This window comes from Streptomyces sp. ISL-10, from assembly GCF_018614575.1.
Lineage (GTDB): Bacteria > Actinomycetota > Actinomycetes > Streptomycetales > Streptomycetaceae > Streptomyces.
In genome coordinates, this window is sequence record NZ_JAGGOJ010000017.1 from 34,456 (window position 1) to 47,151 (window position 12,696).

At 71.1% G+C, this 12,696-nt stretch carries 10 protein-coding genes and 1 pseudogene; 3 read left to right on the forward strand and 8 right to left on the reverse strand.

Annotation, left to right across the window (positions count from 1 at the left end):
• Window positions 1-70 precede the first annotated feature (70 nt).
• From J7E88_RS21105 to J7E88_RS21115, 3 genes and pseudogenes are all read left to right on the forward strand, one after another.
• Window positions 71-868: an ABC transporter ATP-binding protein gene (locus tag J7E88_RS21105; protein ID WP_215183381.1), complete on the forward strand. Its 798-nt coding sequence runs from the start codon at window positions 71-73 to the stop codon at window positions 866-868.
• A complete protein-coding gene (locus J7E88_RS21110) occupies window positions 844-2,418 on the forward strand; it encodes a transporter (protein WP_215183383.1) in 1,575 nt (524 codons plus the stop codon). The genes J7E88_RS21105 and J7E88_RS21110 overlap by 25 nt, the downstream gene beginning before the upstream one ends.
• A 78-nt stretch (window positions 2,419-2,496) precedes the next feature.
• Window positions 2,497-3,478, forward strand: a pseudogene (locus tag J7E88_RS21115) (ABC transporter ATP-binding protein); the annotation flags it as partial.
• A gap of 88 nt (window positions 3,479-3,566) precedes the next feature.
• Here the strand turns inward: J7E88_RS21115 and J7E88_RS21120 are convergent.
• The 8 genes from J7E88_RS21120 to J7E88_RS21155 all read right to left on the reverse strand — a co-directional run bounded on the left by J7E88_RS21120 (window position 3,567) and on the right by J7E88_RS21155 (window position 12,656).
• Complete coding sequence (locus J7E88_RS21120; protein ID WP_251022977.1) at window positions 3,567-4,037, reverse strand: STAS domain-containing protein; 471 nt, start codon at window positions 4,035-4,037, stop codon at window positions 3,567-3,569.
• Between the two features lie 43 nt (window positions 4,038-4,080).
• Window positions 4,081-5,358: a thymidine phosphorylase gene (locus J7E88_RS21125; protein WP_215183385.1), complete on the reverse strand. Its 1,278-nt coding sequence runs from the start codon at window positions 5,356-5,358 to the stop codon at window positions 4,081-4,083.
• A 109-nt stretch (window positions 5,359-5,467) separates the two neighbouring features.
• Window positions 5,468-5,905: a cytidine deaminase gene (locus tag J7E88_RS21130; protein ID WP_215183387.1), complete on the reverse strand. Its 438-nt coding sequence runs from the start codon at window positions 5,903-5,905 to the stop codon at window positions 5,468-5,470.
• A complete protein-coding gene (locus J7E88_RS21135; RefSeq protein WP_215183389.1) occupies window positions 5,902-7,173 on the reverse strand; it encodes an ABC transporter permease in 1,272 nt (423 codons plus the stop codon). Before J7E88_RS21135 ends, J7E88_RS21130 begins: the two co-directional genes overlap by 4 nt.
• Complete coding sequence (locus J7E88_RS21140) at window positions 7,170-8,282, reverse strand: ABC transporter permease (protein ID WP_215183391.1); 1,113 nt, start codon at window positions 8,280-8,282, stop codon at window positions 7,170-7,172. Before J7E88_RS21140 ends, J7E88_RS21135 begins: the two co-directional genes overlap by 4 nt.
• A complete protein-coding gene (locus tag J7E88_RS21145) occupies window positions 8,279-9,835 on the reverse strand; it encodes an ABC transporter ATP-binding protein (RefSeq protein ID WP_215183393.1) in 1,557 nt (518 codons plus the stop codon). Before J7E88_RS21145 ends, J7E88_RS21140 begins: the two co-directional genes overlap by 4 nt.
• A 277-nt stretch (window positions 9,836-10,112) precedes the next feature.
• Window positions 10,113-11,162 carry a BMP family protein gene (locus J7E88_RS21150; protein ID WP_215183395.1) on the reverse strand — a complete coding sequence of 350 codons (1,050 nt, stop codon included), beginning with the start codon at window positions 11,160-11,162 and terminating at the stop codon, window positions 10,113-10,115.
• 225 nt (window positions 11,163-11,387) lie between these two features.
• A complete protein-coding gene (locus J7E88_RS21155; RefSeq protein ID WP_215183736.1) occupies window positions 11,388-12,656 on the reverse strand; it encodes an amidohydrolase in 1,269 nt (422 codons plus the stop codon).
• Between the last annotated feature and the right edge of the window lie 40 nt (window positions 12,657-12,696).

The window sequence follows — 12,696 nt, forward strand, 5'->3', positions numbered from 1 at the left end:
GTCCCGCCTGCGGGCACCGTGGCCGGGGCCGGACGCATCACATCCCCCACATCATGCGGAAGGGCACACCATGCACCACCCCCCAGCGGACGGCACGCCTCTCGCTGCTGTCGACGTACGGCAGTTGCGGAAGGAGTTCGGCGGCAAGGCCGCTGTGGACGGCATCGACCTCACCGTCCCGGCGGGCAGCTTCTACGGGCTCGTCGGCCCCAACGGCGCCGGCAAGACGACCAGTCTGTCGATGATCACCGGTCTGCTGCGACCGGACTCGGGGACCGTGACGGTCGCCGGCCACGACGTCTGGCGGGACCCGTACGAGGCCAAGCACCGGATCGGCATCCTGCCCGACGGGCTGCGTCTGTTCGAGCGGCTGTCCGGCCGCGAACTGCTGCGCTACACAGGGCGTCTGCGGCAGCTGCCAGCGCATCAGACCGAGGAGCGGGCCGAGGAGTTGCTGGAGGTCCTCGGGCTCACCGAGGCCGCCGGCAAGATGGTCGTCGACTACTCGACCGGCATGCGCAAGAAGATCGGGCTTGCCGCGGCCCTGCTGCACAATCCGCCGGTGCTGTTCCTCGACGAGCCGTTCGAGAGCGTGGATCCCGTCTCCGCCGAGACGATCCGTGAGGTGCTGCGGCAGTACACGGGCACCGGTTCAACGGTGATCTTCTCCAGCCATGTGATGGAGCTCGTGTCCGCGCTGTGCAGCCATGTCGCTGTCATGGCCGCGGGCCGGGTCGTCGCCGACGGGACGCTGGACGAGGTGCGCGCCGGGCGGACGCTCGGCGAGCGGTTCATGGAGCTGGTGGGGTCCCCCGCCACAAAGGCGAAGGGAGGCAGCCTCGCATGGTTGGGGTCTTCGTCGGGCTGAAAGTCGCCCTGCTGCGCAGCAGTCTGCGGCGCAGCAGGTCCCGGGCCGTCGGCTTCGTCGTCGGGACGACCGCGGCCGTCGTCGGCGCCTCCTGGACGTCCGTGCACCTTGCCGGGGCGCGCCCGGCGAACGAAGCGGCCGATCTCACGGTGCTCGCCTTCACCGGCCTCGCCGTGGCATGGCTCGCGCTGCCGCTGTCCTTCGGCGGGGGCGGTGACGAGAGCGCCGACCCGACGCGGCTCGTGGTCCTCCCCGTACGCCCTCGGGCACTGATCACCGGTGCCACCGCCGCCGCGCTCGTCGGCCCGGGGCCGCTGTGCTCACTGATCCTCATCGTGGGCGCGGCGGCCGGTGCCGCCCGTGCCACCGGAGGGTCCTCGGCCGCGGCAGGGGCGGCCGTGGTGGCCTCCGCCCTGATGCTGCTGCTGTGCGTGATCGGTTCACGTGCCGTACTGGCCTCCTTCGCACGGGCGTTGACCGGGCGGCGCGGCAAGGACGCGGCGGCTCTGGGCGGCGTTCTGACGGCGGTCGGCGGCTATGCGGCGTATCTGCTGCTGAGCACGGCCGGTTCCGGTCCACAGCTGCCGTCCTTCGTGGTGCGCGTGCTCCGCTGGACGCCGCCGGGCTGGATCGCGGACTGCATCCGAGCCGCCGCCGAGGGGCGTGCGGAAGTCGTGCTGGCGGAGACGGCGGCGGCCGTCGCGCTGACGGCGCTGCTGATGGTCTGGTGGCACAGGTCGCTGAACCGGCTGATGACCACCGTGGACGCGTCGACGGCCCAGGCCGTCCGGGAGCGCGGCGCGCGCTCGGGGACCACGGCCCGGCTGTTGACGTCGAGCCGCACGCTGCTGATCGCCCATCACCAGTTCACGTCGTTCCTGCGCGCGCCGCGGCACCGGATGACGCTGATCGCCGCGCTGGCGTACGCGCTGCTGTTCCCTGTGGTGTGCGTGCCCGTCGGGGCGAAAAGCCCCTACGTGGCCGTCGGCGGTGCCTGGGTGTTCGGACTGACCGCCCCGGGCGTGCTGTTCGCGATGGACGGGTCGGCGATCTGGAGCAACATCGCCACGTTGCGTACGCGTGCGCAGGCCCGTGCCGAACTCGCGGGCAGGATGCTGCCGCAGATGGCGCTGATCGTGCCGTGGGTCACCGCGACGGCCGTGGTCGTCGCGCTGCTCACCGGGCGGGGCGATCAGCTCGCGGCGGCCCTGGGGCTGACGTTCGCGCTGCTGGGGCTGACGTTCGCGATCGGCATGGTCGTCAGCGTCTACTGGCCCTACCCGTACCCGGAGGACCCCTTCGAGGTGAGCGCGCCCGGGCAGAACGGCGGCTATCACACGGCCAACTTCGTGGGCACCCTCCTCGGCCTGCTCGCCGTCTCCCCGTTCGTCGTCGGTGCGGTCGTGCTGGAGGGGTCGCCGCATTCCTGGCTGCTGCTGCCGCTGGGTACGGCGTACGGCGGGCTCGCGGTCGTGATCACGTTGCGGTCCATGGCCCGTCGGCTGCATGCGCGGGCGCCGGAGGTCCTCACCGCGCTGCGGGCCTCCTGACCCGCGCCCTGTCCATAAGGCCCTGCCCGGCCGTGCCCGCGCGGCCGGGTCCGACGACCCGAGGAACACGTCACGATGGGTGCACGGGTGGCGAGCGGGGCGATGGATGTCGCGTCGCTGATCGGTTTCCTGCTCTATCTCTTCTGTCTGGTCGGTCCCGTCGCCCAGTTGGCCGGCGAGGTGGGCGGTCTGCAGGCGGGCGTGGCCGCGGTGCGCCGTATCCACGAGGTGCTCGATCTGGAGACGGAGGACGAGGCCTACGGCCCCGGGCGGGGACCGGAGGCCGACCCGGCCGCGATGGGGGCGGCGCTCGCCTTCGACGACGTGGTCTTGCCGCTACCGCGAGGACGGTCCCGCTGTCCTGGACGGGGCCTCGTTCGAGGTGCCGTCCGGCGGGCTGACCGCGGTGGTCGGCCCTTCCGGCGCCGGCAAGAGCACCCTGTTCGCCCTGCTGGAGCGGTTCTACGACGCCGAGCACGGCAGCGTCCGCGTCGACGGGCACGATGTGCGCGACTGGGACCCGGCGGAGCTGCGCCGGACCATCGGCTACGTGGAGCAGGACGCGCCCGCCCTCGCGGGCAGCCTGCGCGACAACCTCCTGTTCGCGGCCCCCGGTGCCACCGACGCCGACGTGGAACGGGTGCTCCACCAGGTCGGCCTGCGGACGCTGGTCGACAACCTGCCGGAGGGCCTGGACACCCGCGTGGGCCATCGCGGGAGCGCGCTGTCGGGCGGCCAGCGCCAGCGGGTCGCGATCGCCCGCGCCCTGCTGCGCAGGCCACGGCTGCCGCTGCTCGACGAGGCGACGTCCCAGCTCGACGCCCTGAGCGAGGCCGAGTTGAGGGACGTCGTGTCCCGGATCGCACGGTCCACCACCGTGCTGGTGGTGGCACACCGGCTGTCCACCGTGGTCGGGGCGCGCCGCATACTCGTCATGGAGAACGGCCGCGTCCGGGCGGCCGGCTCGCACGCCGACCTCCTGCGCGACGACGGTCTGTACCGCCGCCTGGCGGCGACGCAGGGCCTCGCTCCGGAGGCGGGCCGCGCACCGCACCGGTGAGCCGCCCATCAGGAGATCTCCCGCACACGGGCCGGCGCGACGGCGCACAGCCCGGCCCGCGAGCCCGGCGGGATCCGAAAGAGAGGGCCTAGGGCCCGGCACGCACAGTGGACTCCCCCAGCCCGGCCGACCCGGACAGCCCGACGAGGCCGAGCAGGGCGACGAGGTCGGGCGGGGCGTTCCGCAGGCTGATGCGGGCGCCGTGGCGGCGGGCGGTGAGCTGGAGGCGGGCGAGCGCGTCGACGACGGCGAGCGAGGTCTGGGCGAGCCCGCCGACGTCGCACACCACCTCGGCCCGGCAGCGCCGCGCCGCACCGTCTCCCGCCGCCGTGTCCGGGTCCGGCGCAGTGTCCGCCACCGCTCCGCTGCCGGCCGGCGACAGGTCGTCGTCCCACGTCGTTCCGGGGCACGCCGCCGTTGTGCCGGCGTCCCTCAGCAGGGCGCTCAACTCCTCGCACAGGCGTGGCGCATCGCCGGGGGCGACCCTCCCGGCGATGCGTATGACGATCGGCTGCATGGCGTCCACATGGGGATGACCGCCGCCGCGGCGGGAAGTCATCGCCGCGGGCGCGGACGTGCCCGCGGCGCGCGTCGGCCCCGGCTCAGGCGATGCGGTCGAGCACGATCGGGGCGGCGGTGAACGCCGTGCCCGCCGGGGCCACGTCGTACGCGCCCTCAAGGGACTTCAGCGCATAGTCGAACTTCTCCGGGGTGTCCGTGTGCAGCGTCAGCAGCGGCTGCCCGGCGGTCACCGTGTCGCCCGGCTTGGCGTGCATCTCGATGCCCGCGCCCGCCTGGACCGGGTCCTCCTTGCGGGCGCGCCCCGCGCCCAGACGCCAGGCGGCGATGCCGATGTCGTACGCGTCGAGGCGGCTCAGGACGCCCGAGGACGGTGCCGTGACGACGTGCTGCTCGCGGGCGACCGGCAGGGTGGCGTCCGGGTCGCCGCCCTGGGCCGCGATCATCCGGCGCCACACGTCCATCGCGGAGCCGTCGGCCAGCGCCTTCGCGGGGTCGGCGTCCTTGATGCCGGCCGCGTCGAGCATCTCGCGGGCGAGCGCCAGGGTGAGCTCGACGACGTCGGCGGGGCCGCCGCCGGCCAGGACCTCGACGGACTCGCGGACCTCGAGCGCGTTGCCCGCCGTAAGACCCAACGGTGTGGACATGTCGGTGAGCAGGGCGACGGTCCGCACACCGCTGTCGGTGCCCAACGCGACCATGGTGGAGGCCAGTTCGCGGGCGTCCTCGATGGTCTTCATGAACGCGCCGGTGCCGACCTTCACGTCCAGGACGAGGGACCCGGTGCCCTCGGCGATCTTCTTGGACATGATCGAGGAGGCGATCAGCGGGATGGCCTCGACGGTGCCGGTGACGTCCCGCAGCGCGTACAGCTTCTTGTCGGCGGGAGCGAGCCCGTCGCCGGCCGCGCAGATCACTGCGCCGGTGGTGTCGAGGACGTGCAGCATCTCCTCGTTGGACAGCAGCGCGCGCCAGCCGGGGATGGACTCCAGCTTGTCGAGCGTGCCGCCGGTGTGGCCGAGGCCGCGGCCGGACAGCTGGGGCACGGCCGCGCCGCAGGCGGCGACCAGCGGCGCGAGCGGCAGCGTGATCTTGTCGCCGACTCCGCCCGTGGAGTGCTTGTCGGCGGTCGGGCGGGTCAGGGAGGAGAAGTCCATGCGCTCGCCGCTGGCGATCATCGCGGCGGTCCAGCGGGCGATCTCCGTGCGGGTCATGCCGTTCAGCAGGATGGCCATCGCCAGGGCCGACATCTGCTCGTCGGCGACCTCACCGCGCGTGTAGGCGTCGATCACCCAGTCGATCTGCTCGTCGCTCAGCTCGCCGCGGTCCCGCTTGGTGCGGATGACGGAGATGACGTCCATGGCATTCCTCCAGAGTCGCTCCACGCACAGAGGGAGCTCTACGCGCATAGAGAAAGGGTAGGGGTGCGGCCCTTCCACTGGAGCGGAAGGGCCGCGGGAGACCGCCCTGTCACGGGCTGCCGGGATGGGCCGGGCGCGGCCCGGGAGAACCCGGCCGGAGATGGCCCGGACCGAAGGCCTGCGGAAGCATCTCGGACAGCGGCAGGACCCCGGCCGGGGTGTCCAACAGCAGGTCCGCCCCGCCGAACTCGTACAGCAACTGCCGGCAGCGGCCGCACGGCACGAGCAGCTCGCCGCGGCCGTCGACGCACGTGAAGTGCGTGAGCCGGCCGCCGCCGGTCGCCTGGAGATGCGAGACGAGCCCGCACTCCGCGCACAGGCCGAGCCCGTACGAGGCGTTCTCGACGTTGCAGCCGGTGACCGTGCGCCCGTCGTCCACCAGGGCCGCCACGCCGACCGGGAAGCCCGAGTACGGGGCGTACGCGTGCGACATGGCTTCGCGCGCCCGGGCCCGCAGGGCCTCCCAGTCGAAGGCAGCAGCGGTCACTTGCCCTGGCCCTTGAAATACGGCTGACCATTCGCCTTGGGCATCCGCAACCGCTGTGCGGAGACGGCCAGCACCAGCAGCGTCGCGACGTACGGAGCGGCGTCGACGAACTGGCTGGGCACCTCGTCGGTGAGCGCGTACCAGGTGAACAGCAGCGCCGAGACGGCCGCGGTGACGACCGCCTGGATGTACTTCTTCTTGTACAGCTGCCAGATGACGACGGCCACCAGCAGGATCGCCAGCAGCAGGAGCATGGCGTGCACGTTCACGGCGCCGCCGCGCAGCTTGAGGCTGTCGGTGAAGCCGAACAGGCCGGCGCCCAGGGCCATGCCGCCGGGCATCCAGTTGCCGAAGATCATGGCGGCGAGACCGATGTAGCCGCGGCCGCCGGTCTGGCCCTCCTGGTAGATGCCGGTGGAGACGATCGCGAGGAAGGCACCGCCGAGACCGGCGAGCGCACCGGAGACGACGACGGCGATGTACTTGTACTTGTAGACGTTGACGCCGAGGGACTCGGCGGCCACCGGGTTCTCACCGCAGGAGCGCAGCCGCAGGCCGAAGGACGTCCGCCACAGCAGCCACCAGGTTCCGGGGATCAGCAGCAGCGCGACGATGGTCAGCAGCGACAGGTTGGTGATCAGGCCGCCCAGCACGCCGCCGAGGTCGGAGACGAAGAACCAGTGCTTGGCCTGCAGATCCCCCAGCCAGTCCGAGAGCCCCGGAACGGTGATGCGGTCGATCGCGTCGATGCGCGGGGACTGCTTGGACGAGCCGCCCTCGGCCTCGTCGAAGGTGAAGTTCGACAGGTAGCGGGTGAGACCGGTGGCCAGGATCGTGATGGCCACACCGGAGACGATGTGGTTCACCTTGAACGTCACCGTCATCACCGCGTGCAGCAGACCGCCGAGCGCACCGCCCGCGATGCCGACCACGACACCGGTCCACGGGCCCCACTGGTAGCCGGCCCAGGCGCCGAACCAGGTGCCGAGGATCATCATTCCTTCGAGGCCGATGTTGATCACACCGGCCCGCTCCGCCCACAGGCCGCCGAGGCCGGCGAGGCCGATCGGCACGGCCAGTTGGAGCGCTCCGGAGATCTGGCCCACGGAGGTGAGGTCGTCGGCGCCGCTGATGACGCGCACCAGGGAGAAGAGGGCCAGGCCGGCCGCGATGATCAGCAGGATGACGGGCAGGCTCAGCTTGCGGCGGCCGCCGCCCTTCCTGGGCGCGGTGCTCGCCATCGAGACCGTGCTCGTGGACTCGCTCATGCCGCAACCTCTTCCTTGTTCTTACGGGCCTGCGCGGCAAGCTCCTCGCCGACCTTCTGCTGCTGACGGCGAAGCCCGTACTGGCGGACGAGTTCGTAGGACACGACGACCGCGATCACGATCAGGCCCTGCATGATCGTGGCGATCTCCTTCGGGTAGCCCTCCAGCCCGAGGCCCTCGGCGGTCTTGTCGAGGAAGGCGAAGAGCAGCGACGCGAAGAGGATGCCGATCGGGTTGTTGCGGCCGAGCAGGGCGATGGAGATGGCGGTGAAGCCGACGCCGACCGGGAAGCTGAGGCTGTAGGTGTGCGTCTGGCCCAGGAGCATCGGCATACCGGCGAGCCCCGCCATGGCACCCGAGATCAGCATCGCGGTGAGGATCATGCGCTTGGAGTCGACGCCGCTCGCCTGGGCGGCGGATTCGCTGGCTCCGGTGGCGCGCAGGTCGAAGCCGAAGCGGGTGCGGTTGAGCACGAACCAGTAGACGATGCCCAGCGCGAAGGCGACGAACGTGAAGCCGTAGATGAAGCCGCCCTCGCCCATGTCGAGGCCGGGGAACCAGCCCGACTCGGCGATCTCACCGGTCGTCAGCTGGTTGGAACCCTCCGGCTGCACGCCGAGGTTCTTCGGCAGGATCATCCAGGCGATCAGGCTGGTGGCGATGGCGTTCAGCATGATCGTGGAGACGACCTCGCTGACACCGCGGGTGGTCTTCAGAACGCCGGCGATACCGGCCCAGAAGGCGCCGACGGCCATGGCGACGAGCACGATCAGCAGGATGTGCAGCGGGCCGGGCAGCTCGACCGCGGCACCGACGGCGGCGGCGAACATGACCGCGAGGCGGTACTGGCCGTCGACGCCGATGTTGAACAGGTTCATCCGGAAGCCGATGGCGACGGCGAGCGAGGCGAGGTAGTAGATGCCGGTCTGATTGATGATCAGCACCTGGACATCGGTGAAATTGATCTGCTCCACCATGAGCGCGTACGGCTCGAAGGGGCTGCGGTCCGACAGGAGCAGCACCACGGAGGTGAGCAGGAAGGCCACGACCAGCGCGAGCACCGGGCCGGCCAGGCCCAGGATCAGCCGGTCCTTGTCGAACTTCTTCATCGGGCCTCACCGTTCTCGGGCTGCTCGGGTGCTTCCAGGTGGCCGGAGGCGGCGCCGGTCATGGCCGAACCCAGCTCCTCGGGGGTGATCGCGGCGGGGTCGGCGTCCGCGACCAGCCGGCCGCGGTACATCACCCGCAGGGTGTCGGAGAGCCCGATGAGCTCGTCCAGGTCGGCGGAGATCAGCAGGACGGCGAGGCCCTCGCGGCGCGCCTCGCGGATCTGGTCCCAGATCTGCGCCTGCGCGCCGACGTCCACGCCGCGGGTGGGATGGGCGGCGATCAGCAGCTTGGGCGTGTGGCTCATCTCGCGGCCGACGATCAGCTTCTGCTGGTTGCCGCCGGACAGGGAGGCAGCGGTGACTTCGATGCCGGGCGTACGCACGTCGTACTCGCGCACGATCCGCTCGGTGTCCTTGCGGGCGGCGGCGAGGTCGAGCAGGCCCCTCCTGCTGTTGGGCGCCTCGGTGACATGGCCGAGGATGCGGTTCTCCCACAGCGGGGACTCCAGCAGGAGTCCGTGCCGGTGGCGGTCCTCGGGGATGTAGCCGATGCCGGCCTCGCGCCGCTTGCGGGTGGGCGCGTGCGAGATGTCGGCGGTGTCGAGGGTGATGACGCCGCCGTCGGGATCGCGCAGACCGATCAGGGCCTCGATCAGCTCGGTCTGGCCGTTGCCCTCGACGCCGGCGATGCCCATGACCTCACCCTTGTGGATGGTGAAGTCGATCCCGCCGAGAACCTCGCGGACGACGCCGTCGGGGTCGGTCGCGGTGAGCCGGAGGCCCTGGACGGCCAGCATCGGGACGTCCGTCACCGTCGACTCGCGGGTCTCCGGTGAGGGCAGCTCGGTGCCGACCATGAGCTCGGCGAGCTGCTTGGTGGTCGTCGTCCTCGGGTCGGCGGTGCCGACGGTGGTGCCGCGGCGGATCACGGTGATCTCGTCGGCGACCGACAGCACCTCGCCCAGCTTGTGCGAGATGAAGATGACGGTCAGGCCCTCGGCCTTGAGCTCGCGCAGGTTGGCGAAGAGCGCGTCGACCTCCTGCGGGACGAGCACGGCGGTCGGCTCGTCGAGGATCAGGGTGCGGGCGCCGCGGTACAGGACCTTGAGGATCTCGACGCGCTGGCGGTCGGCGACGCCGAGCTGCTCGACGAGGACGTCGGGGCGCACGTTCAGGCCGTACGCGTCCGAGATCTCCTTGATCTTGTTGCGGGCCTTGGCGCCGATGCCGTACAGCTTCTCGCCGCCGAGGACGACGTTCTCCAGCACCGTGAGGTTGTCGGCCAGCATGAAGTGCTGGTGGACCATGCCGATGCCGCGGGCGATGGCGTCGGAGGGGCTGGAGAAGGTGACCTGCTCGCCGTCGACGGTGATGGTGCCCTCGTCCGGCTTCTGCATGCCGTAAAGGATCTTCATCAGGGTCGACTTGCCGGCACCGTTCTCACCGACAAGGGCGTGCACGGTGCCCTTGCGGACGGTGATGTCGATGTCGTGGTTGGCGACGACGCCTGGGAAGCGCTTGGTGATGCCGCGCAGTTCTACGGCAGCAGCCATCGGCAATGACTGACTGGACGCGTTGATGACGCACTCTCCTTGGCGGGAAAGGGGGCCCGGGGGCAGGGCGGGAGCTGCTGGCGGGCAGGCGGGTAGGCGGAGCTCGGCGGGCAGGGGTCGGTGGGGCGAAGTTATCGCGCCGGGGAGGGTTCTACGCGCGTAGCAATGCCGAAGAGCGAAAACCGATGGCCATGACTCGGTCCGGGTCCCGCGGCGGCGGCTGTCCGCCGCCGCGAGTCCCGGACCGTGGTCCGACCGACCGGCTGATGCCCGGGGACTACGGAGCCGTCTTGACCTTGATCGTGCCGGCGGTGATGTCGGCCTTGGCCTTGTCGACCGCGGCGATGACGTCGGTCATCCCGGTGAAGGCCGGGTTGGACCGGGCCAGGGCGACGCCGTCGTCCTGGAGGCCGTAGCGGATCTCACCGGTCTGCGGCTTGCCGTCCTGGACCGACTTGATCAGGTTGAACACGGCGCCGGAGACGTTCTTGGTCACCGAGGTCAGGATCCGCTCCTTGTAGGCGGCCAGACCCTTCTGGTTGTACTGGTCGGAGTCGACGCCGATGGCCCACTTACCGGCCTTGGCGGTCGCCTCGATGGAGCCGGCGCCGGCGAGACCGGCGGCGGCGTAGATCACGTCGGCGCCCGCGTCGAGCTGGCCCTGCGCGGCGGCCTTGCCGAGGTCGGGCTTGGAGAAGCCTCCGAAGTCCGGCGGCTGGGTGAGGTACTGGACCTTGACGTTGACGTTCTTGTCGGTGTCCTTGACACCCTGGACGAAGCCCGCCTCGAACTTCTTGATCAGCGGGGTCTCGACACCGCCGATGAAGCCGACGGTCTTGGACTTGGTCACCTTGGCGGCGGCGACGCCGGCCAGGTAGGAGCCCTGCTCCTCGTTGAAGACGAGGTTGGCGATGTTCGGGCCGGTCTTCGAGGTGTCGTCGATGAGGCCGAAGGTGACCTTCGGGAACTTCGGGGCGACCTCGGCGATGGCCGGCGCGTACGCGAAGCCGACGCCGATCACCGGGTTGTTGCCGGCGCGGGCCAGAGCGGTGAGGCGCTGGACCTTGTCGGGGTCACCCTCACCCTCGCTGGGCTCCTGCTCGGTGCCCTTGATGTCGAGTTCCTTCTCGGCCTTCTCCAGACCGGCGAACGCGGCATCGTTGAAGGACTGGTCGCCGCGGCCACCGATGTCGTAGGCGATGGCGGCCTTGCCGCCCTTGTCGTCCGAACCTGCCTGGGACGACGAGTCGCTGCCACACGCGGTGGCAGACAGCGCGAGAGCCGCGGACGCGATGCCCACGGTGGCGATCCTGGTGATCCGGCGCACTGGGGGGCTCCTTAAAACCTGACCGAAAGCGCCACTTCCGGCGCTGGGTTCGCCGCGATCGTAACGCGCGTAGATGTCAGTTAAAGACCCGTTCATCAGTCGTTATCGGATCGTCGCGAACAAGCCATGCATCGGGTACGGCCCGGCGGGGCGGGCCCGTTCGCCTCCGCACCCCGGCGTGTCGTCGGGCGCACATCCGCAGGACGCCTGGTCCGGGCGGTGACGTCAGGGTGCGCCGAGCCCCTCCAGCAACGCCGCGGCGGTGAACAGCTCGACACCGGCCGTGATCGCCTCCTCGTCGACGTCGAAGTCCCCACGGTGCAGGTCGCGGCGGGTGGTGTCACCCGGGACGCGCACTCCCAGCCGTGCCATCGCGCCCGGCACGTGCTCCAGGTACCAGGAGAAGTCCTCGCCGCCGAGGCTCTGCTCGGTGTCCTCGATCGCATACGATCCGCGCCGCGCGGCGTGCGCGTCGCGGAGCAGCTCGGTGACGGCCGGGTCGTTGACGACGGGCGGCACCCCGCGGATGTAGTCGATCTGCGACTTGGCCCGGTGCAGCGTGGCGATCTCGTCGATCGCGGCATGCACCAGATCCGGGGCGGCGCGCCAGCCGGCCAGGTCCAGGCAGCGGACGGTGCCGGACAGCTCGGCCTGCTGGGGGATGACATTGGGCGCGTGACCGGCCGTGATACGCCCCCAGGTGACGGCGAGACCGGAGCGCGAGTCGACGCGGCGGGAGAGCAGCGCCGGGACCTCGATGGCGAGCTTCGCGGCGGCCGTGACCAGGTCCGTCGTCAGATGCGGCCGGGCGGTGTGGCCGCCGGGGCCGTCGAGCGCGACCTCGATCCGGTCGCAGGCCGAGGTGATGGGGCCGGCCCGCAGGCCGATGGAGCCCGCGTCGACCCGGGGGTCGCAGTGGACCGCGATGATCTTGCCGACGCCGTCGAGGACACCGCACTCGATCGCGTCGGCCGCACCGCCGGGCAGCACTTCCTCGGCGGGCTGGAACAGCAGCCGGACCGGCTGGGGCAGCAGGCCCTGCCGGTCGAGCTCGGCGAGCACCAGTCCGGCGCCGAGGACCGTGGTGGTGTGCACGTCGTGGCCGCAGGCATGGGCGCGGTCGGGCACGGTGGAGCGGTAGGGGACGCCGCTCTTGGTGTCGGGGATCGGGAGGGCGTCGATGTCGGCGCGGATCGCCAACAGCGGCCGCCCGGGAGCGGGGGCGGCGCCGATGTCGCAGATGAGCCCGGTGCCCATGGCCAGGACCCGCGGCTTCAGACCGGCCCGCTCAAGGCGGTCCTTGATCGCCGCGGTGGTGCGGAACTCCTGGTTCCCCAGCTCGGGGTGCATATGGAGGTCGCGCCGGAAGGCGATCAGCTCCGTACGCAGCGGCTCGGTGAGCCTGCCGGGCAGTGCGGCGTCGCCCGGCAGCTCACCCGTGGGGGACGCTGCGTCTGCGCCGGGCTGTTCGGCTTCTTCGGACTCGCGGGACATCAACTGGTTCACCCAGTGAAGGGTATGCCCCTCAACGCCT

Bases quoted from the DNA above. Each gene is read 5' to 3' on its own strand.
- J7E88_RS21105 (WP_215183381.1), top strand. From the start codon at position 71: ATGCACCACCCCCCAGCGGACGGCACGCCTCTCGCTGCTGTCGACGTA.
- J7E88_RS21110 (WP_215183383.1), top strand. From the start codon at position 844: ATGGTTGGGGTCTTCGTCGGGCTGAAAGTCGCCCTGCTGCGCAGCAGT.
- J7E88_RS21120 (WP_251022977.1), bottom strand. From the start codon at position 4,037: ATGACTTCCCGCCGCGGCGGCGGTCATCCCCATGTGGACGCCATGCAG.
- J7E88_RS21125 (WP_215183385.1), bottom strand. From the start codon at position 5,358: ATGGACGTCATCTCCGTCATCCGCACCAAGCGGGACCGCGGCGAGCTG.
- J7E88_RS21135 (WP_215183389.1), bottom strand. From the start codon at position 7,173: ATGAGCGAGTCCACGAGCACGGTCTCGATGGCGAGCACCGCGCCCAGG.
- J7E88_RS21140 (WP_215183391.1), bottom strand. From the start codon at position 8,282: ATGAAGAAGTTCGACAAGGACCGGCTGATCCTGGGCCTGGCCGGCCCG.
- J7E88_RS21145 (WP_215183393.1), bottom strand. From the start codon at position 9,835: ATGGCTGCTGCCGTAGAACTGCGCGGCATCACCAAGCGCTTCCCAGGC.
- J7E88_RS21155 (WP_215183736.1), bottom strand. From the start codon at position 12,656: ATGTCCCGCGAGTCCGAAGAAGCCGAACAGCCCGGCGCAGACGCAGCG.